22 protein-coding genes are annotated in these 25,542 nt (G+C 68.8%); 9 read left to right on the top strand and 13 right to left on the bottom strand.

From position 1 onward, the window contains the following. Positions 1–9 precede the first annotated feature (9 nt). Both AC1DKN_RS13860 and AC1DKN_RS13865 read left to right on the top strand, forming a co-directional pair. Positions 10–1,764: a sensor histidine kinase gene (locus tag AC1DKN_RS13860; protein ID WP_476871586.1), complete on the top strand. Its 1,755-nt coding sequence runs from the start codon at positions 10–12 to the stop codon at positions 1,762–1,764. After that, positions 1,757–2,428 (top strand): response regulator, encoded by a 672-nt coding sequence (locus AC1DKN_RS13865; protein ID WP_223914086.1) that lies wholly within the window; start codon positions 1,757–1,759, stop codon positions 2,426–2,428. The genes AC1DKN_RS13860 and AC1DKN_RS13865 overlap by 8 nt, the downstream gene beginning before the upstream one ends. Here the strand turns inward: AC1DKN_RS13865 and AC1DKN_RS13870 are convergent. The 11 genes from AC1DKN_RS13870 to AC1DKN_RS13920 all read right to left on the bottom strand — a co-directional run bounded on the left by AC1DKN_RS13870 (position 2,425) and on the right by AC1DKN_RS13920 (position 14,642). After that, positions 2,425–4,140 carry a SulP family inorganic anion transporter gene (locus AC1DKN_RS13870; protein WP_476871587.1) on the bottom strand — a complete coding sequence of 572 codons (1,716 nt, stop codon included), beginning with the start codon at positions 4,138–4,140 and terminating at the stop codon, positions 2,425–2,427. The two genes, AC1DKN_RS13865 and AC1DKN_RS13870, sit on opposite strands and share 4 nt — an antisense overlap. Before the next feature lie 82 nt (positions 4,141–4,222). After that, positions 4,223–4,606 carry a RidA family protein gene (locus tag AC1DKN_RS13875; protein WP_476849359.1) on the bottom strand — a complete coding sequence of 128 codons (384 nt, stop codon included), beginning with the start codon at positions 4,604–4,606 and terminating at the stop codon, positions 4,223–4,225. Positions 4,607–4,720: 114 nt separating this feature from the next. Next, positions 4,721–5,224 (bottom strand): GNAT family N-acetyltransferase, encoded by a 504-nt coding sequence (locus tag AC1DKN_RS13880; protein ID WP_223914089.1) that lies wholly within the window; start codon positions 5,222–5,224, stop codon positions 4,721–4,723. Positions 5,225–5,336: 112 nt separating this feature from the next. Beyond that, complete coding sequence (locus AC1DKN_RS13885) at positions 5,337–6,173, bottom strand: inositol monophosphatase family protein (protein ID WP_476849357.1); 837 nt, start codon at positions 6,171–6,173, stop codon at positions 5,337–5,339. Further along, positions 6,170–8,425, bottom strand: coding sequence for an NAD-dependent DNA ligase LigA (ligA, locus tag AC1DKN_RS13890; RefSeq protein ID WP_476871588.1), 2,256 nt, complete (start codon positions 8,423–8,425; stop codon positions 6,170–6,172). Before ligA ends, AC1DKN_RS13885 begins: the two co-directional genes overlap by 4 nt. Before the next feature lie 132 nt (positions 8,426–8,557). Continuing rightward, positions 8,558–9,739 (bottom strand): MFS transporter, encoded by a 1,182-nt coding sequence (locus AC1DKN_RS13895; protein WP_476871589.1) that lies wholly within the window; start codon positions 9,737–9,739, stop codon positions 8,558–8,560. 53 nt (positions 9,740–9,792) lie between these two features. After that, positions 9,793–10,581 carry a PP2C family protein-serine/threonine phosphatase gene (locus AC1DKN_RS13900; protein WP_476859093.1) on the bottom strand — a complete coding sequence of 263 codons (789 nt, stop codon included), beginning with the start codon at positions 10,579–10,581 and terminating at the stop codon, positions 9,793–9,795. 154 nt (positions 10,582–10,735) lie between these two features. Continuing rightward, positions 10,736–12,046: an adenylate/guanylate cyclase domain-containing protein gene (locus AC1DKN_RS13905; RefSeq protein ID WP_476871590.1), complete on the bottom strand. Its 1,311-nt coding sequence runs from the start codon at positions 12,044–12,046 to the stop codon at positions 10,736–10,738. Then, positions 12,036–12,635: a PH domain-containing protein gene (locus AC1DKN_RS13910; protein WP_230007961.1), complete on the bottom strand. Its 600-nt coding sequence runs from the start codon at positions 12,633–12,635 to the stop codon at positions 12,036–12,038. Before AC1DKN_RS13910 ends, AC1DKN_RS13905 begins: the two co-directional genes overlap by 11 nt. Continuing rightward, on the bottom strand, positions 12,628–13,566 hold the full coding sequence (locus tag AC1DKN_RS13915) for a biotin--[acetyl-CoA-carboxylase] ligase (protein ID WP_476859096.1): 939 nt from the start codon (positions 13,564–13,566) through the stop codon (positions 12,628–12,630). Before AC1DKN_RS13915 ends, AC1DKN_RS13910 begins: the two co-directional genes overlap by 8 nt. Positions 13,567–13,751: 185 nt before the next feature. Continuing rightward, a complete protein-coding gene (locus AC1DKN_RS13920) occupies positions 13,752–14,642 on the bottom strand; it encodes an SDR family oxidoreductase (RefSeq protein WP_476871591.1) in 891 nt (296 codons plus the stop codon). A 204-nt stretch (positions 14,643–14,846) separates the two neighbouring features. Here AC1DKN_RS13920 and AC1DKN_RS13925 point away from each other — a divergent pair, with 204 nt between their 5' ends. From AC1DKN_RS13925 to AC1DKN_RS13940, 4 genes are all read left to right on the top strand, one after another. Beyond that, positions 14,847–16,430, top strand: coding sequence for an acyl-CoA carboxylase subunit beta (locus AC1DKN_RS13925; protein ID WP_079551557.1), 1,584 nt, complete (start codon positions 14,847–14,849; stop codon positions 16,428–16,430). Between the two features lie 77 nt (positions 16,431–16,507). Further along, complete coding sequence (locus AC1DKN_RS13930; RefSeq protein ID WP_459385969.1) at positions 16,508–16,741, top strand: acyl-CoA carboxylase subunit epsilon; 234 nt, start codon at positions 16,508–16,510, stop codon at positions 16,739–16,741. Between the two features lie 120 nt (positions 16,742–16,861). After that, on the top strand, positions 16,862–18,562 hold the full coding sequence (locus AC1DKN_RS13935; protein WP_476849348.1) for a DUF885 domain-containing protein: 1,701 nt from the start codon (positions 16,862–16,864) through the stop codon (positions 18,560–18,562). 264 nt (positions 18,563–18,826) lie between these two features. Next, positions 18,827–20,281 carry a dicarboxylate/amino acid:cation symporter gene (locus AC1DKN_RS13940; RefSeq protein WP_476871592.1) on the top strand — a complete coding sequence of 485 codons (1,455 nt, stop codon included), beginning with the start codon at positions 18,827–18,829 and terminating at the stop codon, positions 20,279–20,281. A gap of 103 nt (positions 20,282–20,384) precedes the next feature. Here AC1DKN_RS13940 and AC1DKN_RS13945 read toward each other — a convergent pair whose 3' ends face one another. After that, positions 20,385–20,939, bottom strand: a complete 555-nt coding sequence (locus AC1DKN_RS13945; protein ID WP_230008431.1) for a Clp protease N-terminal domain-containing protein — start codon at positions 20,937–20,939, stop codon at positions 20,385–20,387. 205 nt (positions 20,940–21,144) lie between these two features. Here AC1DKN_RS13945 and AC1DKN_RS13950 point away from each other — a divergent pair, with 205 nt between their 5' ends. From AC1DKN_RS13950 to AC1DKN_RS13960, 3 genes are all read left to right on the top strand, one after another. Then, positions 21,145–21,543: a YbjQ family protein gene (locus tag AC1DKN_RS13950; protein ID WP_476871593.1), complete on the top strand. Its 399-nt coding sequence runs from the start codon at positions 21,145–21,147 to the stop codon at positions 21,541–21,543. Between the two features lie 74 nt (positions 21,544–21,617). Beyond that, complete coding sequence (locus AC1DKN_RS13955; protein WP_476871594.1) at positions 21,618–22,319, top strand: TetR/AcrR family transcriptional regulator; 702 nt, start codon at positions 21,618–21,620, stop codon at positions 22,317–22,319. Position 22,320: 1 nt separating this feature from the next. Next, positions 22,321–24,867: an MMPL family transporter gene (locus tag AC1DKN_RS13960; protein WP_476871595.1), complete on the top strand. Its 2,547-nt coding sequence runs from the start codon at positions 22,321–22,323 to the stop codon at positions 24,865–24,867. 102 nt (positions 24,868–24,969) lie between these two features. On the opposite strand, the gene AC1DKN_RS13965 is transcribed toward AC1DKN_RS13960, so the two are convergent. Next, positions 24,970–25,542, bottom strand: a 573-nt coding sequence (locus AC1DKN_RS13965) for an HNH endonuclease (RefSeq protein WP_476871596.1), incomplete at its 5' end; no start/stop codon positions are given.

The following is a 25,542-nucleotide window of genomic DNA, read 5'->3' on the forward strand; positions in this document are numbered from 1 at the left end:
AGGAGCCCGATGAAGCGCCGCACAGCTCTGCCGGCACTGCGCTTTTCGACCCAGACGCTGCTGCTGCAGCTCGGCGTCGTTGCGCTGGTGGTGCTGCTGAGCAGCGCCGTCCACGCCTGGCTGAGCTATGACCGGCTGGGCCGCGAGGCGGAGAACCAGGCGCTGACCCTGGCCCGGACCGTGGCCTCTGACCCCTCCGTACGGGCTCAGGTCCAGTCCATCAGCGCTCTTCCCGCCGCTCCCCCGGCCGCCGAGCTGTTGGCCGGTCCGTTGATGGCTGCCGCGGAGGGTGCCCGCACCCGCACCGGGGCCCTGTTCGTGGTCATTACGGACGAGACCGGCATCCGGCTGGCGCACCCCGACGCGGAGCGGCTGGGCGAAAAGGTCAGTACCGACCCCTCGGACGCCCTCGCGGGCCGGGAGGTCACCACGCGGAACACGGGCACGCTGGGCCCGTCCGCCGGCGCCAAGGTCCCGGTGTATGCCCCGGACTCGACGGCGGTGGTGGGCGAGGTGAGCGTGGGCTACTCCACCGAGACGATCAGCCAAAGCCTGGCCCGGGACATCATCCCCATCGCCGTCACGGCCGCCGGCGCGCTGCTGGCCGGCGTGCTCGCCTCCTTCCTGCTGCGGCGTCGGCTCCACCGGCTGACCCTCGGGCTGGAACCCGAGGAGATCAGCACCCTGGTGCACGACCAGGTGGCCGTGTTGCAGGGCGTCGACGACGGCGTGATCGGCGTTTCGGCCGACGGCAGGGTCAGCGTTTTCAACGCCGCCGCCCAGCGGCTGCTCGGTGTCCCGGACCTCGCGGGCACGGCCTGGGCCGCCGCGCCGGTCCCGGAGCAGCTCAAGGCCCTGACCCGGGCCGATGCGGCCGAGGGCGAGGCGGTGGAACTCGTGGCCGGCGGCCAGGTGCTGGTGGTGAGCGCCCGCAAGGCCCTGCACGGCCGCGAGGACCTGGGCTGGGTGGTGATGCTGCGGGACCGGACCGAGCTGCAGCAGCTGACCCGCCAGCTCGACGCCGTCGGCACGATGTCCGCGGCATTGCGGGCGCAGCGCCACGAGTTTGCCAACCAGCTGCACACGATCGCCGGGTTCATGAGCATCGGGGAGCCCCAGCAGGCCCAAGACTATCTCGCCAAACTGGCCGGCACCGGGCCGCTGGCATTCCCGGTGGACCAGGCCGAGCTGCTCCAGGACCCCTACCTGCAGGCCTTCCTCGGTGCCAAGGGCGTCGAGGCGGACGAGCGCGGCGTGAGCCTCCGCCTCGGCCCGGAATCTGTGGTCCGCGGCCACGTCACCGAACCCCAGGACGTCACCACCGTCCTGGGGAACCTGATCGACAACGCCGTGAACGCCGCCGTCGCCGGATCCGCGGCCGAGCGCTGGGTGGAAGTCGAAGTGCTGGACGAACCGGGCATCAACGGAGGCGCCGGCACACTCCACATTGTGGTGGCCGATTCCGGCGACGGCCTGGGCGTTGGAATGACAGCCGCCGAGGCCGAGGGCGTCTTCGCGGAGGGCTACACGACCTCGGTCCGGCCAGCGCGCCCTGGCGGAGGGCAGGGCCTGGGGCTGGCGCTGTCCCGGCAGCTCGCGCGCCGCCGCGGCGGAGACGTGCGGGTGCTCGAAGCCGGCTCCCCCGGCGGCCCGGGCGCCGTTTTCGTCGCCACGCTGCCGGGAACCACCGAACCGGGGCCAACGCTGCCGGGAAATACCGAATCTGGAATCACTGAAGCAAACCGGGAGGACAACGATGTCTGAAGATTTCAGGGTGCTGATTGTCGACGATGATTTCCACGTCGCCAAGCTGCATGCCGCCTATGTGGATTCGGTGGCCGGCTTCCTGGCGCTGCCGCCGGCCGGCTCGGCGTCCCAGGCGCTGCAGGCCATCCACAGCCTCCGCCCGGACCTGGTGCTGCTGGACGTCTACCTGCCGGACGCTTCGGGCCTGGACCTGCTGCACCAGCTGGACGTCGACACCGTGATCCTCAGCGCCGCCTCGGACACGGCCTCGCTGCGCCTCGCGTTCCGCCGCGGGGCACTGGGCTACCTGCTCAAGCCCTTCACGGCCGAATCCCTTTCGCAGCAGCTGCGCTCCTATGCACGCTACCGCCGGATCCTGGCCCAGCCGGGCTCCGTCAGCCAGGAGACGGTGGAGCGCGCCAAGCGCGCCCTGATCCCGGGCGACGTCGTCGCCTCGGCACGTCCCCGCTCCGCCACCGAGGCCGCGGTGCTGGAATCCCTGGTGCCCGGCGAGCAGTATTCGGCCGCCGACGTCGCCGCCCGGGTCGGCGTGTCCCGGGCCACCGCCCAGCGGTATCTGTCCGCGCTGGCGGACGACGGCGCCGTCGACATCCAGCTGCGCTACGGCACCACCGGGCGGCCCGAGCACCGTTACGGAATCCCCGCCCCGGCCGGCCACTAGGCGCCGTCGGGCTCCTTCTGTGCCGCCGCCTGCTCCGCCTGCACGGCCCTGTGGATGTTGCCGTGGATCATGTCCGCCCCGATGCGCTCGATCACGCCGTCGCGCTCCAGGACCGCCCGGACCGCGGGCTTCAGCCGGGTCAGGCGCAGGTTGACCCCGGCCTCCCGGGCGAGGATGACGATGTCCGCCACCTTTGCCGCCCCCTGCGAGTCGACGAAGTTGATCCCGCCGCAGTCGAGCACGATCCCGGTGAGCCCCGGCGTCGACTGGATGACGTCGCGCAGGCGGTCCTCCAGTGCATCGGCCGTGGCGAAGAACAGGCCGCCGTCGAACCGGATCACGGCAATGCCGGGAACGGTCTCGTCGCCGGGGTGCTCACCGGCGTCGCGGAAGACCTGAGTGCCGGGCTCGCGGCCCAGGTCGGGCATCTCCGGATGGGTCGCCACCCGGACGAGCCAGATGAGCGAGAGTCCGATTCCAATGACGACGCCCGCCAGCACGCCGAAGATGAGGGTCCCGATGATCGCCGCGACCGCAATCCAGAAGTCGAACTTCTGCACGCGGGCCAGCCGCCGCAGCTCGGGCACGTTCATCATGCCCATGACGACGGCCTCGATAATCAGCGCCGCCAAAACCGGTTTGGGGAGGATCGAGAACAGCGGCGCCAGGAAGAGCAGCGTGAGCAGCACGGTGATGCCCGAGGTGAGGGAGGCCAGTCCGGTCTTCGCCCCCGAGTGGTCGTTCAGCGAGCTCGCGGACAGGCTCGTCGAGACGGGCATCCCCTTGAAGAGACCCGAGGCGATGTTGGCCATTGACTGGGCAATGGATTCCTGGTTGATGTCGATCTGGTAGCGGTGTTTGGCAGCGAACGCCCTCGCATCCCCGGCGGTCTGGGAGAAACCGATCAGGACCAGCGCCACCGCCGCGAGCGCCACGGTGCCGACGTGGTCCCACATGAGCTGACCGTCCGGGACCTGCAGCGAGGGCAGCCCGCTGGGTACGTCGCCTACCAGGGCCACGCCTTTGGCCCCGAGACCGAAGAGCGCCTCCGCCGCCAGTCCGCCCACCACCAGGACCAGGGCGCCGGGGACTTGGGGAGCGATGGCTTTCAGCCCGAAGACGACAGCCAGCGCGATGGCCCCCACCACCACGGTGGTCGGCTGCGCCTCGCCCAGGGTGCCCAGCCAGGACCACAGCTCCTGGAGCGGGTTGGAGCCGGTGACCTCGGTCCCGGTGAGTTTGGGGAGCTCGCCGATCACGACGTCGATCGCCGCGCCGAAAAGGAAGCCGGTGACCACGGCCTTCGAGAGGAACTGCGCGATCCAGCCCATCTTGAAGACGGCAAGAATCAGGAACAGGATCCCGGAGGCGAGGGTGATTCCGGCAACGAACGAGGCGATATCCTGCTCGCCCGTGATGCCTGCCGCGAGCACGGCGCTCGCGGCCACCGCCGCCAGGCCCGAGCTCGGGCCCATCGAGATCTGCCGGCACGTGCCGAAGATCGCGTACACGATGGCGCCGGCGGCCGCGGCATACAGCCCGTTCTGCAGCGGAATCCCGGCGATGCCTGCGTACCCAAGGTTCTTCGGAACGATCAGGGCCGCGACGGTGACCCCGGCAATCAGATCGCCGCGCAGCCACGAGCGGTCATAGGAGCGGAACTGGCCGATGAGGGGGATCCTGGTGGGCCCCTGCCCGGGTGCCTTGGTCATGCGCTCTTCATACTCCAAGTCCGGCGGTTCCGCCAGAGTCCCCCCGGCCCCCGCAACGCCCCAGGCAAGCGTCGCTTTGGCCCTAGGCGGCGCTCTTTTGGGCGACGAGTTCGATCTCGACGAGCATCTTGGGATCCAGGAACGGCAGCACGTGAACGAGGGAGAGCGTGGGGCGGATGTCGCCGAAGACCTCGCCGTGGGCCCGGCCGGCCTCTTCCCACTGGCTGATGTCCGTCAGGTACAGCTTGGACTGCACCACGTCCTCGAAGCCGAAGCCGGCGTCGGCCAGCACGGCGCCGAGCTTCTGCAGGATGTAGCTGGTCTGGGTATAGAAGTCTTCGCCCACGATTCCGTCCTCGCCGCTGGCGGCGGTCGCGGAGATGTAGAGGGTGTTGTCCACCTGGACAGCCCGGGAATAGCCGAGGGTCTGTTCCCAGGTGGAGCCGGTACCGAAGGTCTTGCGCATGGTGGGCCTTTCGCAGTTGCCGCAGGGATCGGCACAACTGTAGGGCGCCGGACGGCCGGGCCGCCAAACCGGGTTGCTTTGTGTCGGCGGACCTGCGCGGGGCCACCGCCCCGGCTAGAGTTCCTGGCGGTAAACGAGCAGTTTGATGTCCGTGCCCGGCACGAGCCAGTCGCGCTCCGGCGCCCGGACGAAGCCGGTCTTCAGGTAAAGGCCGTGGGCGCTTTCCCAGCTCTCGCCCGTGGTGAGGGCCACGGCGTGAATACCGGGCAGGGCCCTGGCGTGCTCCATGATGGCCTGGACCATGGCCTTGCCGGCGCCGCTGCGCTGCACGGAGGGGTCCACCACGAGCATCCTGAACTCGAGCTCGTCGCTGAAGGCGATGTCCGCGTAGGGCTCGCCGGCGACCGCCAGCGTCACGGAGCCGAGGATCCGGCCCTCACGCTCGGCGACCCAAACCGTCGCGGCCGCCGCGCGCTGCCCGACGTTCTGGATCTGCTGCATGTAGGGGTGGTCGGCGCTCTCAAAGTAGCCCGCCGCCAGGTAGGCGTCCCGGGTGATGCGCGCTATGGCGTCGAAGTCGGCCGGAACGGCGGGGCGAATGAGGATCTGCGAAGGCACCTGTCAATGGTACGGGCGCCCGCCCCGGGCCATGCCCGGAAAGGCCGTTTCCGTGACTGAACTATCACTCAGGCGCATCTGACAGGCGTAGAGCCGGCCCAGCGGGACGACGTTAGAGCGGGAATTTGCCGGAGAGTTCCAGCGGACCGGCGCACGTCCATGCGGCCAGGCGCTCGTCGTCGGAGGGGCCGCCGGCCAGGGGGCTGGTGAGCCGCGGCCGGCGCACCCAGCAGCCTGCCTCCTCGGCGATCAGGGCTCCGGCGGCGAAGTCGTGTTCGTTGAGCCCGCGCTCACCGTAGGCGTCGTGCGTGCCGTCCGCCACGAGGCACAGGTCCAGCGCCGCGGACCCGAGCCGGCGCATGTCGGCGAAGCCGTCCATCAGGCTGCCGAGGCCTGCGGCCTGTTCCGCCCGCACGCCGGGATCGTAGTTGAAACCCGTGGCCAGGATCTGGCCGGTCCGTCCGGGGACCGGGCCGAACAGGGCGGTCACCTGGCCCTGTTCCTGGAGCCAGGCGCCCTCGCCGCGGGACGCGTAGTAGGTGCGTCCCAGCGCCGGTGCGCTGACGACGCCGGCCAGCCAGACGCCGTCGGCGTCGGCCACCGCCACGGAGGTGGCGTAGTAGACGATGTTGCGGATGAAATTGGTGGTGCCATCGAGCGGGTCGATGGACCAGCGGTAGCCGCTGGGCTCCGCCGGCAGGACGGTGCCGCCCTCCTCCCCCGTGATGATGTCCCACGGCCGGGCGGCGGTGATGACGTCCCGGACGGCGGCTTCGGCGGCGAGGTCGAAGGCGGTCACCCAGTCTCCTGAGTCGCCCTTGTTGCTGACGTCCAGGGCCGCAGTCTTCCGGGTGGCCAGGACGGCGGCCCCCGCCGCGGCGGCCGATTTGGCCAGTTCGAGCAGCCCCGGAACGCCAGGTGCGGGAGGACCCGCGGAGTGGGAACTCATTCGCCGGCCGGCCCGTTCGCCAGCAGGGCACGGAAGCCGTCCTCATCCAGGACCGGGACGCCAAGCTGTTCGGCCTTGTCCAGTTTGGTGCCGGCGTTCTCGCCCGCCACCACGTAACTGGTGTTCTTCGACACCGATCCGGCCGCCTTGCCGCCGCGAATCAGGATGGCTTCCTTGGCCTCATCGCGGCTGAAGCCCTCGAGGCTCCCGGTCACCACCACGGTCAGCCCCTCCAGCGTCCTGGGCGTCGACTCGTCGCGTTCGTCCGCCATCCGGACGCCGGCGTCCGCCCAGCGGTCCACGATGTCGCGGTGCCAGTCCTCGGCGAACCATTCAGTCAGCGCCTGGGCGATGACCGGGCCCACGCCGTCCACGTGGGCGAGCTCCTCCTCGGAGGCCTGCCGGATGGCGTCCATGCTGCCGAACGCGGTGGCGAGGGCGCGTGAGGCCCGCGGGCCGACGTGCCGGATGGACAAAGCCACCAGGATCCGCCACAGCGGCTGGGATTTCGCTTTTTCCAGCTCCCGGAAGAGCTTGTCCGTCGTGGCCGTGGGCTTGGACGGGGTCTTGGTGGTGGCCTTGGTGAAGAAGTAGGGCACCAGCTCGAATTCCCCTGTGCCGGCGCCCTTGGAGCGCTTCTCCCGGCGGACACGGACGTCCGCGAGCTGCTCCGGAGTGAGGTCGAACAATGTCGCCTCGGTGGTCAGCGGCGGCTCCGCGGGCTCGGCCGGCTGGGTCAGTGCGATGGCGGCTTCCCAACCGAGGGCCTCGATGTCGAAGGCGCCGCGGCCGGCAAGGTGGAAGACGCGTTCGCGCAGCTGCGCCGGGCAGGACCGGGAGTTGGGGCAGCGGATGTCCACGTCCCCTTCCTTCCCGGGGGCCAACGGCGTGCCGCACGCGGGGCATTCGGTGGGCATGATGAAGTCGCGGACGGGAGGGTCCTGCTGGTCCCGCAGCGCCAGCACCGGGCCCACAATTTCCGGTATCACGTCTCCGGCCTTGCGCAGCACCACAATGTCGCCGATCTTCACGCCCTTGGCCTTGACCACTTCCTGGTTGTGCAGGGTGGCCATTTCCACGGTGGAGCCGGCAACCTTGACCGGTTCCATCACGCCGTACGGGGTGACCCGGCCGGTGCGGCCGACGTTGACGGCGATGTCGAGCAGCTTGGTGTGGACCTCTTCGGGCGGGTACTTGTAGGCCACGGCCCAGCGCGGCACCCGGGTGGTGTAGCCCAGGGCCCGCTGGGTGGCGAAGTCGTCCACCTTGATCACAATGCCGTCGATCTCGTGGGTGAGGCTGTGCCGCTTGTCGCCGTAGCGCTTGATGAATTCGAGGACGTCGGACAGCCCGGCCAGGACCTCGAAATACGGGCTCGTCGGCAGTCCCCACTCGGCCAGCTTGCGGTAGGTCTCGGACTGGCTGGCGGTGTCGAGACCCTCGCGGGCGCCGATGCCGTGGACGTACATCCGCAGCGGCCGCTTGGCGGTTTCCGCGGGGTCCTTCTGCCGCAGCGAACCCGCGGCGGCGTTGCGCGGGTTGGCCAGCGGCGCCTTGCCGGCCTCGATCAGGGCTTCGTTGAATTCCGCGAAGGCCTGCGACGGGATGAAGACTTCGCCGCGGACTTCCACCTCCGCCGGGAAGCCGGTGCCGCTGAGCTGCTGCGGGATTTCCTTGATGGTCAGGACGTTGTGCGTGATGTCCTCGCCGGTGGTGCCGTCCCCGCGGGTTGCGGCCCGGACCAGGGCGCCGTCGCGGTAGAGCAGGTTGACGGCCAGGCCGTCGATCTTCAGTTCGGTGAGCCACGACGGCGGGTTCCCGCCGTTGCCGAGCTTGGCGACGCCCGCCTCGGCCTTGACCATCCAGGCCTCCAGCTCCTCGAGCGAGAAGACATCCTCCAGGCTGTACATGCGCTGCAAATGCTGCACGGCGGCAAACGCCGCTGACACCTCGCCGCCGACTTCCTGCGTGGGCGAATCGTTGGCCACCAGTTCCGGATGCATGGCTTCGAGCGTTTCCAGCCGACGGTAGAGCTCGTCGAACTCGGCGTCGGAGATGATCGGCGCGTCCTGCTGGTAGTACGCAAAGCGGTGCTTGCGGACCTGCTCCACAAGGTCTTCATACTCCGCGCGGATGTCCCCGGACGGGACCTGCCCGTCGGGGCCTTGAGGGTCCGTGACGTGCCCGGGGGCTGCTTCGGCTGCTTCTTCAGTCCCTGCTGCGGTCTCTGCTGCGGTCTTCCCTGTGCTCACAGACCTATCCTGCCCTAGATCCCCGACATTGTCCGGTCCAGGGTCCGGTTCGGGGTCCGGTCCGGCCACAGATCGAACGGGTGAACACCTCGCCCGGCCCGGGGACGAATTCTGCGCCGGTGGAGAGCCGTGCTAGCCGCTGTTGACGGCGGCCAGATCGGCGGCCGGGCGGTCGCGAACGCCCAGTTTCGTGAGCGCGAGTGGGCCAAGGACGGTTCCGCTGAGGATGATGCCCGCGAAGATCAGGCATGAGAGCTGCCACGATCCACCGTCGTACAGCAGACCCGCCAGCAGCGACCCGGCTGCTGCCCCGAGCATCTCGGAGTTGGTCAGCAGGCTCATGCCGCGGCCCACGCGGTGCCGGTTGACCTCAGCTACGACTGCCCGCTGGATCGGCTGCAAGATCGCCCATGAGGCACTCGTGAGCACCCAGAGCGCGGCGATCACGAGCGGGCTGGGCGTGAACGCGAGGCCGGCCGCAGTCAGTGCCGACGCGACGGACGCGAGGACGTATCCCGTACGCCGGCCCCGCCGTTCAACGAACCGGTGCAGCGCTCGTGGCATAACCGTAAGCACGATGCCGCCCGGCAGGTAGATGAGTGCAATCTGGTAGACCTCCAGCTCAAGCGCCTTCTGCAGGTGAAGCAGCAGGAGCAGCGACACACCGGCCTCGGCGACTGCGGTCATCAGCGCGATCAGCAGCAGCGGGGCGAGGCGCCTGCCGCCGCCCCGGAACCCGTCCAACGGCTCCTCCTGCGGTGGCGCCAGGAACTTTGGCACGCGGAGCAGCAGGACCGCCGCGATAATACAGGCAACGGCGAGGGTCCCGAAGACCCCGCTGAAGCCGGTCAGAGGCAGCAGAACCATCGCTGGAATCCAGAAGAACCACGATCCTAGTGCTTCGGAGGACAGCAGCCCGGCCAGCGAGCCGGAGTCGCGATCGAGGAACTCGGCCGCGATGGCCCGGACCGCAATCCAAAAGAACGCGCCGCCGATACCGCCAACAATTGCAGCGGCGAAGGCGAGCGGCAGCGACGTCGCGACGGCGTAGCCGACGCAGCTCACCGCGTAGAGCACGGCTCCGGCCGCAGCCGCTGTCGTTCGCACCCGGGTGTCCACCAGCCAGCCGGAAATCGGACGTGCGATCACCGAGACGACGAGCTCGACGGCGACGAGGGCTCCGATCGCGCTTGGCCCGATGCCGAGTTCAATGCCGCCCCAGAGCGGGATCAGGAAGTCCATTATTTCCGCGGACCCTCCAATCAGGGTTGCGGCAGTGCCCGCTGCTTTCCTTCGATCCGGCTTAGTCCCCATGCCCGCGATCCTAAGGGACGAACCGCGAATTCGGTCTGACGCTGACCGCGAGGTCAGGCTGGCTCGTCCACGTTTGCAGTCCGGGCGTCGACCACGATCGCCGTGATGTTGTCCCGGCCGCCGCTGCGCAAGGCCGCCTGGATCAGTTCGTCCACGGCCGCCTGGGGGTCGGCCTCGGCCGCGAGGATGCCGGCGATCTTCTCATCGCTGAGTTCGCCGTTGAGGCCGTCGGAGCAGACCAGCATCCGGTCGCCGTCTTCAAGGGGAACCAGCCAGAAGTCGGCCTCGGAGTCATCCCCGGTTCCCAGCGCCCGTGTCACCACGTGCCTGCGGGGGTACACGGCGGCCTCGGCCTCGGTGATCTGGCCGGTGTCGAGGAGTTCCTGGACTTCGGAATGGTCCACGCTGATCTGTGCGAGCTGGCCGTGGCTGTACCGGTACGTGCGGGAGTCTCCGATGTTGAGGACAAGCCAGTACGGAACGTCCTGTTGTTCCACCACCACGACGCCGGACAGTGTGGTTCCGGCACGCGATCCGGTGGCGTGACGGATGCCCGCATCGGCCATGAGCAGGTACTCCTGCAGGATGTCCGCCGTCGCATCCCGGCTGCCGGTCTTGGACTGTGGCAGCTCGGCCAGGGTGCGCACGCAGATGCTGCTGGCAACTTCGCCGGCCTCGTGCCCGCCCATGCCATCCGCCACGGCGAAGACGGGGTCCGCGGCAATGAAGGAGTCCTCGTTCGCCTCGCGGCGCAGTCCCCGGTCCGTGCCGTACCCGCAGCGCAGTAGCGGTCCCTGTTTTCCGTCCGAGGGCGGGATGGGGGCGTCTGGCGATGGGTTCATGGCGGTCCTCAATACAGTGGTGCGCGGCTTCACTGGTGCGCGGGGGTTGACGGCGTTCACAACCCGGCCGGATCGCAACTGCCGGTCCGACTATTGCATATGCGCCGCTCAGCTGAGAAGCCCGCCACGGCCTGCCGCCGGGCTGATCCGGCGTTCAGTCCAGGATCAGGCCCCGGCCGCTGCCGGGCTGCAGCTGCACCGGGTGGATTTCACCGAACCCGCGGACGTCCTCGGCCGGCCGGGGCACCAGGACGAAGCGTTCGTCCTGCTCCAGCGCGGCCGCGGTCATCGAATCCACCAGCACGGTTCCAGGGTCCGCGAGAGCCGTCAGGCGGGCGGCGAGGTTGACGGTGGGTCCGTAGATGTCGCCGAGGCGGGAGAGGATGCGGCCCCAGACCATGGCCACGCGGGCCTGGGGCAGGATCTCGTCGTCGGTGAAGGCGCGGGACAGGGCCAGGGAAATCTCGGCGCCGGCCGCCGGAGTCTCGGCAATGTACAGGACCTCGTCGCCGACGGTCTTGACCAGCCGGCCGCCGCCGACCGAGATGATTTCGGCGCACTTGTTCTCGAAGCGCTGCACCAGCTGGGCGAGCGTCTTCTCGTTCATCCGGCGGGACAGGCTGGTGTACGAGACAAGGTCGGCGAAGCCGACCGCCCGGGCCAACGGCAGGGGCGCATCGTCCTCGTCGCCTTCGCGGCCCTCTTCGCTGGACTGCAGCCCGGCTTCGGCCCGGACGGCCAGGCGCTGCACACCGGCGTTGAGCTGGCGGCGCCAGGAGTAGGCGAGCATCTCCTCGAGGGGGTCGATCAGGTTCGGCAACTCGCTGACGAGCCGCTTGCGGGCGACGGCGTCAGTCACGCCATGTTCCTGGACCATGTCCTCCACGAGGGCCTCGATCTGCCACACCACCATCCGGTCGGTCATCTGGCCGATGGCCCGGGTGATGGAGATTGCGGCTTCCTCGGTGAGCTTGCCGTCGCGCACCAGGTCCACGATGGTGGACAGGGCGGCCTGGTCACGCTCGGTGAAGGCGACATCTTCATCCCCGAGGTTGGGAAAACCCAGGGCGCGCCAAAGTTTCCGGGCAGAGAGCAGCGAGAGCCCCGCACCGGCGGCGACTTCACGACGCCGAAGCTTGCGTTCTCCGCCCAGCAGCCGCGCTTCCAGGGCCTTGGCAGCAAGCCGTTCAGCGGACATCGTGCCGGTGGGCGGTGCCACGGGTTCGGCGGCGGGTTCGTCGGGCTCGACTTCGTCGGGTTCAGGTTCGGCGGCGGGTTCGTTGGGCTCGACTTCGTCGGGTTCGAGTTCGGGTTCGGCGGCGGGTTCGATGAGCGCGCCGGCTTGGGCGCCGAAGGCGGTCCCGGCGTCGCTGTCGGCGGCAGCCGAACCGGCGGCGTCCTCGGGCTCCCGGGGCAAATCCGGGGCAGCGAGATCGATGTCCTGGTGGACGTTCTCAGCGTTCATCTCTTCCACCTTCTCTCGTCTCCCACGGCCAGGCCTCGCCCGGGTTGTAGGTCATGCCATCGGCGCCGGACGCCTCGCCCTGCGGGAGGTCGTCGATGGCGTCCAGCAGGAAATTACGGAATGTCGCGACCTCCGGGACATCGGGGACCACCGTTCCAAGGGGGTACCCGGTCTCCAAGGATATATTCCCGGAGTGCAATAGGCGCTGCAACAAGGATTGCTCAATGGCCACATGCCGGACGGCGGCGAGGGGTATCTGTTCATCGCGCCGCCGTAACATGCCGTATCGGGCAACTATGCGCTGGCTGGTGAGGATGTAGCGGGTGGCGTGCCACGCAATGACCCGCGGGAGGCAATAGCCCAGCAGCACCCACGCCGCCAACGCCAGGCACACGGCGAGGAGCCAGGGCGTCCACTCTTTCGGGACGAGGGGGACGAGCCGCGCCGGACCGCCTTTGACAACCCAGGCGCAGGCGTACGCGGCCAAGGCCGGAACAACAATGAACATCAGCGCCGGGACAATGAGCATCCTGGGCTGGGGCCGGGTCACCACAATCACTTGCTCTCCCGGCAGGAGCACTCTACGCATAGCCGCTTTCTGCTCCGCCGCTGCCGGTGCCCTGGCCGCCGGTCCCGGCCGGGTTCCACGGCCTCAGGTGCACGACGTCGCCGGCGGTCACCACATGTTCATGGCCCGCGGCATCGACCACCAGGAGTGAGCCGTATTCGTCCAGGCGCGTGGCGTGGCCAATGATCTCGTGGTCGCCCGGGAGTTGGGCCCGGACCTGCTTGCCGAGGGTTGAGAGGAGGTGCTCCACGCGTTTGTGCAGCGACGGGCCACCGGCCATGCCGGCGGTGGGGTCGCCGTCGGCGTTGCAGAAACTCCGGTACAGGGTGGCGAAGCGGGACAGGTAGCTCTTCAGGAGCTCCGTCCGGTCCACTGTGTCGGGATTCTCCAGCAGCACGGAGGTGGCGGTGGGAACCGGGAGTTCGGGCTCCGTCAGCGTGACGTTCAGGCCGGTGCCGAGGATGACCGGCGGCGCGCCGCCGGCGCCGAGCGGGCCGAGCTGGGCCAGGATGCCGGCGATTTTCCGGCCCCGGACCAGGACGTCGTTGGGCCATTTGAGTTCCGCCGGAAGGCCTGCCGTTTCCGTCAGGGCCTCACGCAGGGCGAGGGCGGCCAGGAGGGAGAGCCAGGAGTACCTGTGGGTCGGCAGCGGCCGGCCGGCCGCGTTGACTGGCAGGAGCACCAGGGAGACGGAGACCGAACTGCGGGCCGGCGCCTCCCACCGGCGGTCGAGCCGGCCGCGCGCGTCGCTCTGGTACTCGGCGGTCAGCACTGACAGGTCCGGCCACGCGCCGGGATCCTCGGTCACCCCGCGGAGGAGATCAGCGTTGGTGGAGCCGGTGGACTCAAGCACCGTCAGGCGCGGAATTCCGTTCGCGGACAGGAACGCCTCATCGCTGAGGGCACTCAGGTCCAGGGGCGGACGGTCCGGGGTTTCCTGCGCGGTTTCCATCCTTGAATCCTACCGAGGAAAGCGCACCGGGGCCCCGGCCGTCTGCCTCACATGCCTCCGCCGAAACTCCCCACCTTTGGCCGGGATGTCCGGCGTGTCGGCCGGACACACCGCTGATTCCGGCGCCCGGCCGCGAAATGAGGGGAAATTCCGCGGGGCAGACGGCCGCAAAACACCCAGCAAGTTCAGAGGAAGATGTCCGGGACCAGCAGGGCCTCCGGCGCGCCGAGGCTGTACGGGCTGAAGTCCGTCACCCCTGCCGCCGCGAGAACCTGTTCATCGGTGTAGAAGTTACCGCTCCGGCTGCCGTGGGCGGGGACAGCGTTGCCGCCGGTCAGCACGGCGTGGGCGGCGTCGGCCATGATTTCGGGGCTGCGGGCGCCCTTAACGATCATGTCGCCGCCGGGCATGTTGCGGATCGCCGCGGTGTCGATCAAGGTACACGGCCAGAGTGAGTTCACGGCGACGCCGTCGGCCTTGAGCTCCTCGGCCAGCCCCAGCGTGGTCAGGCTCATGCCGTACTTGGCCATGGTGTAGGCCAGGTGCAGGCCGGCCCACTTCGGATCCAGGTTCAAGGGCGGGGAGAGCGTGAGGATGTGCCCGGCCCCGGAGGCGCGCAGGGCCGGCAGCGCCATCTTCGAGAGCAGGAACGTCCCGCGCACGTTGATGTCCTGCATGAGGTCGTAGCGTTTCATGTCCACATCGTCGGTGGTGGAGAGGTCGATCGCCGACGCATTGTTGATGACGACGTCGATCCCGCCAAAGTGGTCCACGGCGGCGCCGACTGCACCGGCGACGTCGGCGTCGTTGCGCACGTCGCCGACCAGCGGCAGGGCCTGGCCGCCGGCGGCCTCGATCTGTTCGGCGGCGGTATACACGGTGCCCTCCAGCCTGGCGTGGGGCTGACCGGTCTTGGCCATCAGGACGATGTTGGCGCCGTCCCGGGCCGCGCGGAGCGCGATGGCCAGGCCGATGCCACGGCTGCCCCCGGAGATGAGGACAGTGCGGCCCTGGAGGGAACCGGCGGCCTGGTACGGCCCTGCGGCGGTGCCCGAAGCATCGTTGCTTGAAGTCATGCCCACACTCTAGCCGACCAATGTTACTGGCGGGTAACAAAGCGGTGAGGGAGTTTCGCGGCGGGAAAATTGTAGGTTCCCTACAGCGGCACGGGCCAATACCGTCACTAGACTTGCCAGCAGAGCCCTGCTTTTGTGGATTCCAGCCAAAGGACCCCACGCGACGGGCGCCGTACAACCTTGCGACAGAGCCGGAGAAACTTGATGAGCCACGATCTGACCACGACTGCGGGAAAGATTGCAGATTTCCGCGACCGCCAGGCCCGTGCCGAACAGCCCTCCGGCCCGGAAGCGATCGCCAAGCAGCACGCGCGCGGCAAGAACACCGCCCGCGAGCGCATCGACCTGTTGCTGGACGCCGGCTCCTTCGTCGAATTCGATGCGCTGGCCGTGCACCGCTCCACCGCGTTCGGCATGGAGAAGAAGAAGCCCCTCGGCGACGGCCTCGTCTCCGGCTACGGCACGGTGGACGGCCGCCCGGTTGCGGTCTACAGCCAGGATTTCTCCGTCTACGGCGGCTCGCTGAGCCAGGTCAACGGCGAAAAGATCGTCAAGGTCCAGGAGTTCGCGCTGCGCAACGGCTGCCCCGTGGTGGGCATCCTCGACGGCGGCGGTGCCCGCATCCAGGAGGGTGTCGCCTCCCTGGCGATGTTCGCGGACATCTTCCGCAACAACGTCCACGCCTCCGGCGTCGTCCCGCAGATCTCGCTGATCATGGGCCCCTCCGCCGGCGGCGCGGCCTACTCCCCCGCCCTGACCGACTATGTGGTCATGGTGGACAAGACCTCGCACATGTTCATCACCGGCCCGGACGTCATCAAGACCGTCACCGGCGAAGACGTGGACATGGAAACCCTCGGCGGCGCCCGGCAGCACAACGCCAACACCGGCACCTCGACTTACCTGGCCTCCGACGAGGCCGACGCCGTCGAGTTCGTCCGCGAACTGCTCGACTTCCTGCCCTCCAACAACCTCGCCGAGGCCCCGGTGCTGGAGCACCAGCAGGAACTGGAGGTCGACGACGACGACCTCGCCCTGGACGCGCTGATCCCGGACTCGGCCAACCAACCGTACGACATGCGCAAGGTCATCGAGCAAATTGTCGACGACGCCCACTTCCTCGAGATGCAGTCCCTCTATGCCCCGAACGTGATCATCGGCTACGGCCGGGTCGAGGGCCACACGGTGGGCATCGTGGCCAACCAGCCCATGCAGTTCGCCGGCACCCTGGACATTGCGGCCTCGGAAAAGGCCGCCCGCTTCGTCCGGCACTGCGATGCCTTCAACATCCCCATCATCACGCTCGTGGACGTGCCGGGCTTCCTGCCGGGCAAGGACCAGGAGTTCCAGGGCATCATCCGCCGCGGCGCCAAGCTGCTCTACGCGTATGCCGAGGCCACCGTGCCCAAGCTGACCGTGATCACCCGCAAGGCCTACGGCGGGGCCTACATCGTGATGGGCTCCAAGAAGCTCGGCGCGGACCTCAACCTGGCCTGGCCCACCGCCCAGATCGGCGTCATGGGCGCCCAGGGTGCCGTGAACATCCTGTACCGCCGCGAACTCGCCGCGGTGGCCGAGGACGGCGGCGACGTCGAGGCCAAGCGCGCCGAGGTGATCCGCCAGTACGAGGAAGAGCTGCTCAACCCCTACCAGGCCGCCCAGCTCGGCTACGTGGACGCCGTCATCGCACCGTCCGAGACCCGGCTGCAGATCATCAAGGGCCTGCGCGCCCTCCGGGACAAGCGGGCAGCCCTGCCCGCCAAGAAGCACGGGAACATCCCGCTGTGATCCCCACCCGCCCCCTAACCTCGCAAGTCCCCACCGGCTCCCAGCCTTCGCAAGCTCAGGCCGGGTCCCTCGCCGGCGTGGGCCCACGGCCAGAAGGACCCGCCGACAGCCTCGACTCGCCGCTTCTCTCAGTCGTGAAGGGCGAACCGACGCCGGAAGAGCTGGCGGCGCTGACCGCCGTCGTGCTGTCCCTGGGGCAGACCCAGCAGGCGGCACCGGAAAGCCCCGGCGTCCGGCACTGGGTCCGCCGGCAGCAGCTTCGGCTGGCGCCGAGGCCCGGTCCGCAGGCCTGGCGCCGCAGCCTGGGCTGAGCCGACGCGGTTCAGCGTCCTGGCAAGGCCTGCCCGCAGCCGAAATCTGCACGGGAGAGTTGCGCGCGAAAAAGTTCAGTGACTCTTTCATAACCGCGGCGGCCGGGCTAGTCTCGTCGGGTGACTACCGAAATCATCGCCTCAGACAACACTGCCCCCGCGCGCCAGCAGACGGCCATTGACGCCGTCGCCGACGCCTACACGGACACCCTGATCCGGCTTAACCCGAGCTTCGCCACCGAACTCGGCCTGCCCGGGCACGAGACGGAGTACCAGGACTTCTCCCCCGCCGGCCACGAGGAATTCGCGGCCGCCGCCCGCGAGGCACTTGCGGCGCTGGACGGGCTGGAGCCGGTTGACGACGTCGACGCCGTCACGCTCGACGCCATGCGCGAGCGGCTGGGCCTGCAGCTGGAAATCCACGAATCGGGCTGGGCCACGGCCGATCTGAACAACATCGCCTCCCCGTCCCAGGACATCCGCGCAATCTTTGACCTCATGCCGACGGATACCGCCGGGCAGTGGGAGCACATCGCGGGCCGGGCCCACAATGTCACCGCCGCCATCGACGGCTACATCGAGTCGCTGCGTTCGGCGATGCAGGACGGCAAAGTGGCCGCGGCCCGCCAGGTTTCGATCGTGATCGAGCAGGCCACCAAGCACGCCGCGGACGACGGCTTCTTCGCCAAGCTCGCCGCCGGCGCCAAGACCGCGGACGGCCCACTCCCGGCGGAACTGCAGTCCCGGCTCGACGCCGGCGCGGCAGCTGCCCGGGTGGCGTACTCCCGGCTCGCAGGTTTCCTCGAGTCCGAGCTCCTGCCCGTCGCCCCGGCCAAGGACGCTGTGGGCCGCACCCGCTACGCCCTGGCCTCCCGGGACTTCCTCGGCGCCACCGTGGACCTGGAGGAAACCTACGCATGGGGCGTCCAGGAACTCGACCGCCTCATCGCCGAACAGGAACGGGTGGCAGGCGAAATCCGGTCCGGCGCCACGGTGGAGGAAGCGAAAGAGATCCTCAACAACGATCCCGCCCGCCAGCTCAAGGGCACTGACGCCCTCCAGGCCTGGATGCAGGAACTGTCCGACAAAGCCGTCGCGGAGCTCGCCGGCGTCCACTTCGAGATCCCGGACGTCATGAAAACGCTGGAGTGCCGGATCGCGCCCACCGATGAAGGCGGCATCTACTACACGGGACCCTCGGAGGACTTCAGCCGCCCGGGCCGCATGTGGTGGTCCGTGCCGGCCGGTGAAGACACCTTCACCACGTGGGCCGAAACCACCACCGTGTACCACGAGGGCGTGCCCGGCCACCACCTCCAGGTCGCCACCGCCACCTACCGCCGGGAGCTGCTGAACAAGTGGCGCCGCAGCGTGTGCTGGACCTCGGGCCATGGCGAAGGCTGGGCACTCTACGCGGAGAAGCTCATGCAGGAGCTCGGCTACCTCAATGATCCCGGCGACCACATGGGCATGCTGGACATGCAGCGCATGCGTGCGGCCCGCGTGGTGTTCGACATCGGCGTGCACCTGGAACTCGAAGTCCCCGAGCGCTGGGGCAGCGGCATCTGGACCTCGGAGAAGGGCTTTGACTTCCTCCGCGCCAACCTGCCGATCAGCGAGGGGCAGCTGAAGTTCGAGTTCACCCGCTACCTGGGCTGGCCGGGACAGGCCCCGTCCTACAAGGTGGGCCAGCGGCTGTGGGAGCAGATCCGGGAAGAGCTGGAATCCCGCCCCGGCTTCGACCTCAAGGCCTTCCACACGAAGGCCCTGAACATCGGTTCGGTGGGCTTGGACACTCTCAAGCGCGCGCTCCTGGGGTAAGCCGGATTCCGGGGGCTGTCGGGATGGCAGTTCGCGGCAGTGTGTCTCCAGAGCACTGCCGCGAACCGTCATCTCGCGCCTCACCGGGCGGCCCGGGCCGCCCGGCGACGAGACAATCACCACACCGCTTGCCGGAATAACTTCACAAAAGCCCCTGCCGGCGCGGCAAGCCCGGGCATTCCGCGGCGCGGGGCCACCCGTGGCGCCGTAACATTTCTCAACATCCGTTCGTCATGCTATTGGCAACGGTCCTAGCGTGTTCCGGTGACCACTCAGACAAGCACCCCCGCACCCGCTGGAAAGACCGGGTTCCAGCTGCCCAAATGGGCCGGCTCGTTCGGCTTCCAGATCATTGCCGCCCTGATCGTCGGCCTGGGCCTTGGCCTGCTGGCCAAGTACACCGGCAGCACCAAGGCCAACCCCAACGCCCTCGGCACCACGCTGCAGACCATCGGCTCGAGCTACGTCTCGCTGCTGCAGACCGCCGTGGTCCCCCTGATCTTCACCGCCGTCGTCAGCTCAATTTCCAACCTGCGCGCCGTTTCCAACGCGGCCCGGCTGGCTTGGAACACGCTGCTCTGGTTCGCGATCACCTCGCTAATCGCCGTGCTGATCGGCATCGGCCTGGGCGTGCTGCTGCAGCCCGGCGCCGGAACCGGCATCAGCCAGGAAGCGAAGTACGCCGGCAAGTCCGGTGACTGGTGGGCCTTCCTGACCGGGCTGTTCCCGAAGAACTTCCTGGGCCTCGGCGCGACCACCACCGTCACTGACGGCGTCGCCACCACCGCCGTGAGCTTCAACGTCCTCCAGATCCTGGTAATCGCGATCGCCGTCGGCATCGCCGCGCTGAAAGTGGGCAAGGCGGCCGAGCCGTTCCTGGCCCTGAACGCCTCCGCCCTCGCCGTCATCCAGAAGGTCCTCTGGTGGATCATCCGGATCGCGCCGCTGGGCACGATCGGCCTGATCGGCAACGCCGTGGCCGTCTACGGCTGGGACACCATCGGCTCGCTCGGCAAGTTCACCGTGGCGATCTACATCGGCCTGGCGCTCGTGCTGTTCGTGGTCTACCCCGTGCTGATCCGCAGCCACGGACTGTCCATCAAGCAGTACTACTCCGGCGTGTGGCCGGCCGTGCAGCTGGCCTTCGTCTCCCGCTCCTCGATCGGCACCCTGCCGCTGACCCAGCGCGTGACCGAACGAAGCCTGGGTGTCCCCCGCGCCTACGCCTCCTTCGCCGTGCCGCTCGGCGCGACCACCAAGATGGACGGCTGCGCGGCGATCTACCCGGCCGTGGCGGCGATTTTCGTGGCCCAGTTCTTCGGCATCCAGCTCGACTTCACCCAGTACCTGCTGATCGCACTGGTGTCCGTGCTCGGCTCTGCCGCGACCGCCGGCACTACGGGCGCCGTCGTGATGCTGACGCTGACGCTCTCCACGCTGGGACTGCCGCTGGCCGGCGTCGGCCTGCTGCTGGCCATCGACCCGATCCTGGACATGGGACGCACCGCCGTCAACGTGGCCGGGCAGGCATTGATCCCGGCGATCGTGGCCAAGCGCCAGGGCATCCTGGACGAAACGCTGTACAACGCGCCGCGGAACGGCGATCCGTTTAGCGACGACGTCGACGACGTCGATGGCACCGCGGCCGTCGACCCCTCCGCCGCCGCCACTCCCGCGGCAGGACGGGACGAGCGGGAACTGGCTGACGCCAGGGCGTAACAACAGAACGAGTGTTCACCAGAGAAGTCCCCGGGAATCCCCGGGGACTTCTCTGGTTTACCGGCTTCGGCTTTAATCGGCCTCGGCCCGAGTCCGCCCGGACCTAGTGTCCGCCGATCACTCCCTTTTCGGCGGCCTTGGTGACTGCGTCCGCTTCTGCCTGGGTCAGGGTGCCGTCCTTGACGGCCTGGTCCAGCCGGGGCTTCAGTGCCGCGGCGTGATTGGCCTGTTCCGCGGTACGCAATTCCTCCAGGGCAGCGGTGACCTTGGCTTCATCGATGCCGAGCGACTTCGCCAGGGACGCGGCCAGGGCCTTCTCCATCGCGGCGCGGTCCGGCTTCTGCCCTGGGGCCGGCGGGGTGGCCGGCCTGTTGGCTTCGCGGAAAGTCTTCAGGGCGTCGGTGACCTTCGCCTCGTCGACGCCGAGCTTGGCGGCGAGTTCTTTGGCGCGGGAGCCGAACTCCGCACCGCCGTGGCCGCGATGTCCACCGCGCATGCCGTAGCCGTCGGCGAAGTTGTTCCCGGGAGCACTCGAGCTGGGTGTCGGGGCGGGCGTCGGCGTCGTGGTGGCGGAGGCCATCCCGGCGACTCCGAGCCCTGCGCCCAGTGCCACGGCCGCCGCCCCGAGGCCGAGCGCGATTTTCGTTGTGCGTGACATCTGCTGTCTCCTGGATCTGCCGCGCGGTGACGGCGCTTGAAGCTGATGGTTCGTCCGGGGAAGGCTGCTCCACGAGCATCTTCAGTCTGCACCTGACCCAGCAGAGATAGCTGTTTCCCAGCTTTCACTTTCCTGTGAATCCGGCAGGGACGCTCAGAGGGCAAAAAGAGGGCAAAATGGCGGCAAAGGTGGATAGGCTCTGGGCATGCTGATCGTCACTTCGAATGACATCCCGGGCCACCGGATCGACGCCGTCTTCGGCGAAGTCATGGGCCTGACCGTCCGCTCCCGGGACATCACGGCCCAGCTCATGGCGGGCTTCCGTTCCCTGGGCGGCGGCGAGGTGCTGGAAATGACGAGGGCCCTCTACGACAGCCGGCAGGATGTCATGGCCCGGATGGTGGCCGAGGCCGAGCAGCGCGGCGCGAACGCCATCGTTGCCATGCGCTTCGATACATCGGCGATCGGGCAGAACTGGACGGAGATCTGCGCTTACGGCACAGCCGTTTTTGCCATGCCGCTCTCGCAGAATGAGCCCGGGGCAACGGGCCAGTCGATCTACCTGACCAATTCCGGCGACGCGGCAGCCCAGCTCAAGCCTTGAGCGCCGATCCTGCCAGCCCCACCGCCCCTGGAAAATACTTGCCCAGAGTGCAAACATGCACGTAGTGTAAGCGCGTGTCCCCATCGCCCTCCCCCTCCGCCGCCCACGCCGCCGCATCCGGCGACCTCGGTGTCCCCTCGCGCCGCGAACTGAACAAGGCCGCTACCCGGCAGGCCATCACGGACGCCGCCATGGACCTGCTCCGCACGCGGGGACCCGGAAACTTCACGGTGGAGGACATCGCTGACGCCGCCGGGATCTCCCGGCGCACGTTCTTCAACTACTTCGGCAGCACCGAGGCGGCGCTCGCCTCGGTGACGTTCGGCTTCCTGGACACGGCACTTCAGCAGTTCCGGCTCCGCCCGGCAGGCGAGCCCATCCTGGAATCGGCCCGCGCTGCCCTCGTTGAACTGGCCGATCCCATGACCGTCGCACCGGTGGCCGAGCTCTACAGCCTGGGCCAGACCAACCCCCAGCTCAGCCGCTCCGAGCTGGAAGCCTGGGACCACTGCACCGAACAGATCATCGACGCCGCCCGCGAACGCTTTGCGCTGACGGCGGCCGGCGACGTCGACGAGCTCTACCTCCGCGCCCTCGCCGGCTCCGTCATCTCGTGCGGAAAAGCCGCCATGGATGTCTGGTTTGCCCGCTGCGGCGGCGACCTGGCCCCCGAGTCCCTGTCCGTCCTGCGCCAGCTCCTGATCGATTCCATGGGCCTCCTCGGCTCCGGATTCGCGTCCCACTCCCCCGCCACCCCTTCCCCAGATCGGCACTGACATGGCCCTGTTGCTCTACCGTCTCGGCAAGTTCTCCTACCGCCACCGCTGGCTCGTCATCTCCCTCTGGCTCGCCGTCCTGATGGCCGTCGGCGGCGCGGCTGCGGCCTTCCACGGCACCATGTCCAACAACTTCCAGATCCCCGGCACTGAAACCCAGCAGATGGCGGACAAGCTGAAGCAGGAGCTGCCCAAGTCCTCCGGCGGCTCGGCCGGCATCGTGTTCGAGTCGCAGAACGGCCAGTTCACGCAGGCCGGCAAGGACGCGGTCTCGGCTGCGCTGACCAAGCTGAAAGCCCTCCCCGATGTTCAGGGCACCGTGGACCCGTTCGTCACCCAGGCCCAGCTGGACAAGGCCGTCACGGACCTTGCCGCCGGCGAGCAGCAGGCATCCGCTGGACAGGCGCAGCTGGACGCATCGGCCGCCCGACTGGCCGCCGGCAAGGCCCAGCTGGCCGCCGCCGAGCAGCAGATGACCGCGGCCGGCATGTCCGCCGGGGCCATCGACGCCCAGCTTGGCCAGCAGAAGGCTGCCCTCGCCGCGGGCCAGGAGAAGCTCGACGCCGGGACCAAGGAACTCGAGGCCGGCGCGGCCAAGCTGGCCCTGGCCAAACGCCAGTTGGAGGCCTCGCAGGGCATGCGGTTCGTGTCCGAGGACGGCACTGCGGCAATCGCCCAGGTCCAGTTCAAGACCTCGATCAACGGGCTGGCCCCCGCCGTGCGCCAGCAGGTCCAGGACATCGCCCACGAAGTCTCCTCCGCCGGCGTGACCGCCCTGGCCAGCAAGGAAATTACGGAGGATGTTTCGGAGTTGTTCGGCATCTCGGAGATCCTCGGCATCGCCATCGCGGCGCTGGTGCTCATCGTCATGCTGGGAACCCTGATCGCCGCCGGGCTCCCCCTGCTGATGGCCCTGGTCGGTGTGGCGGTGGGCGTCGGCGGCACCTTTGCCCTCAGCGGCGCCGTCAACATGAGTTCCATCTCCCCGATGTTGGCGCTTATGCTGGGCCTCGCCGTCGGCATCGACTACTCCCTGTTCATCGTCAATCGTCACCGCGGCCAGCTCCTGGCCGGCATGGACGGCGAGGAATCCGTCGCCCTCGCCACCGGCACCTCGGGCAACGCGGTGCTGTTCGCGGGCCTGACCGTCATCATCGCCCTCGCGGCCCTCGTGATCCCGGGCCTTCCCTTCCTGGCCGTGATGGGCCTGTCCGCCGCCGCAACGGTGGCAGTCGCCGTCGTTGTCGCCCTGACCCTCACCCCCGCCGTGCTGTCCCTGATCGGGCCCCGGCTCATCTCCCGCCGGGTCTGGGCCAAGGCGGAAAAGCACAACGCCGCCCCCGGCCACGAGAGCGCGGACCGTGCCCGCGACGAACGCCGCAGCAAACAGGGCTGGGGCGGACTCGTCACCCGGCACCCGGTCCTGGCACTGCTGGCCGGCGTCCTGCTGCTGGGCATCGTGGCGCTGCCGGCCAGCCAGTTGCGGCTGGCCCTGCCCGACGGCGGGTCCGAGCCTGTGGAGTCGCAGGCGTTCAAGGCCTATGACGTCACCGGCCGCAGCTTCGGCGAAGGCATGACAGGCCCGATCGTGGTGGTGGGCGACTTCCCGGCCGGCCTGAGCGCGGAGGAAGCCACCGCCAAGCAGCTCGACGTCGCCGACATCCTCCGCGGCACTGGCAACGTCACCGCCGCCATTCCTGTGGCGCTGAGCGAGGACCGCCGCACCGCGGTGTTCCAGGTCATCCCGCGGGAGGGCCCGGCCAGCGCGAGCACTGTCCAGGTTGTCTCCGAGCTGCGCGCCGAAAAGGACCGCATCAAGGATTCCACCGGGGTCAGCATCGGCCTCACGGGCCAGACCGCCGGCAACGTCGACGTCTCCGCCAAACTCGGCGATGCCCTGCCCCCGTACCTGGCCATCGTCGTCGGGCTGTCCCTGATCCTGCTGTTGCTCGTGTTCCGCTCCATCGTGGTGCCGCTGCTGGCCACGGGCGGTTTCCTGCTCTCGCTCGCGGCCGCCTTCGGAGCCGTCGTCGCGGTCTACCAGTGGGGCTGGCTGGGAACGGTGTTCGGCGTCGAAAACCCGGGCGCCGTGCTGAGCTTCCTGCCAATCATCCTGATCGGCGTGCTGTTCGGGCTGGCCATGGACTACCAGGTGTTCATCACCTCGGGCATGCGTGAGTCCTTCATGCACGGGGAATCGGCCCGGCATGCGGTCCGCACCGGCTTCAGCCATGCCGCGTCCGTAGTCACCGCCGCCGCCATCATCATGGTCAGCGTGTTCGCCGGCTTCATCTTCTCGCACCTGAACATGGTCCGGCCGCTTGGCTTCGCGATGGCCTTCGGTGTCCTGGTGGACGCGTTTGTGGTCCGCATGACGATTGTTCCTGCCGTGATGTACCTGCTCGGCGAGAAGGCGTGGTGGCTGCCCCGCTGGCTGGACCGGATCCTGCCGGACGTCGATGTCGAGGGCGCCAAGCTCCGGCCCGCGGCTTCAGCCTCAGCTTCGGCCGACAGCGAGCCCGAGCCGGAGGAGATCGGCGCGCGCTAAAGCCCGCCGACGAGTTGCCCTAAAGCCGCCCGCTGATCATTCTGATCGGCGGGCGGCTTTTTTGTACGTGCAAGCCTGGACAGCTTGAGATCCGTTCGACGCTCAGGCCGCCAGTGAGCCTGAGTGCCGCATACGCTTGAGCGTCTTCGCGCGATGCCGCTCGTCGCGGCGCTGGCGGCGGGAATCCGCGCTCGCTTCGCCGGCAGGCGTTCCGGGCAGGGGCGGCGCTGTGGAACGGTACGTGTGGCCGGTGGGGGTGGTGAGTTCGAGGGTGTGCCTCGCGCCGATGCTCAAGGCGGATCCGGGTGCGGCTTCAGGGCTGGGGCGTGCTTTCCAGCCGGGGTTTTCTTTGGTGTGGTTGCAGGCTTCGCAAAGTCCGGCGGCGTTGTCCGTGGTGGTCGGGCCGCCGGTGTGCCAGGGAATGATGTGGTCCAGGTGGCGGATGGGCGCGTCGCAGTACGGGGTGCGGCAGGTATCGTCGCGGGCCTGGATGAAGCGGCGGTGCCCGGGCGGGAAGAGCCGGGCGCGGGAGTCCATGGCGACGAGCTCGCCGGCGCCGGGGTGGGTGTAGACCCGGCGGAGCCAGAGGTTGAAGTTCCGGTCCTCGGCGTTCGTCCCGGCGCCGATGCGTTCCCGGGCCCAGCCGGCGGGGACGGTGCCGTAGCCGGGCAGGAC

Source organism: Arthrobacter sp. 01N444, from assembly GCF_056399305.1.

What these genes read in the sequence shown, in the direction of transcription:
- AC1DKN_RS13860 (WP_476871586.1), top strand. Translation starts at nt 10, where the DNA reads ATGAAGCGCCGCACAGCTCTGCCGGCACTGCGCTTTTCGACCCAGACG.
- AC1DKN_RS13865 (WP_223914086.1), top strand. Translation starts at nt 1,757, where the DNA reads ATGTCTGAAGATTTCAGGGTGCTGATTGTCGACGATGATTTCCACGTC.
- AC1DKN_RS13870 (WP_476871587.1), bottom strand. Translation starts at nt 4,140, where the DNA reads ATGACCAAGGCACCCGGGCAGGGGCCCACCAGGATCCCCCTCATCGGC.
- AC1DKN_RS13875 (WP_476849359.1), bottom strand. Translation starts at nt 4,606, where the DNA reads ATGCGCAAGACCTTCGGTACCGGCTCCACCTGGGAACAGACCCTCGGC.
- AC1DKN_RS13885 (WP_476849357.1), bottom strand. Translation starts at nt 6,173, where the DNA reads ATGAGTTCCCACTCCGCGGGTCCTCCCGCACCTGGCGTTCCGGGGCTG.
- AC1DKN_RS13895 (WP_476871589.1), bottom strand. Translation starts at nt 9,739, where the DNA reads ATGGGGACTAAGCCGGATCGAAGGAAAGCAGCGGGCACTGCCGCAACC.
- AC1DKN_RS13900 (WP_476859093.1), bottom strand. Translation starts at nt 10,581, where the DNA reads ATGAACCCATCGCCAGACGCCCCCATCCCGCCCTCGGACGGAAAACAG.
- AC1DKN_RS13905 (WP_476871590.1), bottom strand. Translation starts at nt 12,046, where the DNA reads ATGAACGCTGAGAACGTCCACCAGGACATCGATCTCGCTGCCCCGGAT.
- AC1DKN_RS13910 (WP_230007961.1), bottom strand. Translation starts at nt 12,635, where the DNA reads ATGCGTAGAGTGCTCCTGCCGGGAGAGCAAGTGATTGTGGTGACCCGG.
- AC1DKN_RS13915 (WP_476859096.1), bottom strand. Translation starts at nt 13,566, where the DNA reads ATGGAAACCGCGCAGGAAACCCCGGACCGTCCGCCCCTGGACCTGAGT.
- AC1DKN_RS13920 (WP_476871591.1), bottom strand. Translation starts at nt 14,642, where the DNA reads ATGACTTCAAGCAACGATGCTTCGGGCACCGCCGCAGGGCCGTACCAG.
- AC1DKN_RS13925 (WP_079551557.1), top strand. Translation starts at nt 14,847, where the DNA reads ATGAGCCACGATCTGACCACGACTGCGGGAAAGATTGCAGATTTCCGC.
- AC1DKN_RS13945 (WP_230008431.1), bottom strand. Translation starts at nt 20,939, where the DNA reads ATGTCACGCACAACGAAAATCGCGCTCGGCCTCGGGGCGGCGGCCGTG.
- AC1DKN_RS13950 (WP_476871593.1), top strand. Translation starts at nt 21,145, where the DNA reads ATGCTGATCGTCACTTCGAATGACATCCCGGGCCACCGGATCGACGCC.
- AC1DKN_RS13960 (WP_476871595.1), top strand. Translation starts at nt 22,321, where the DNA reads ATGGCCCTGTTGCTCTACCGTCTCGGCAAGTTCTCCTACCGCCACCGC.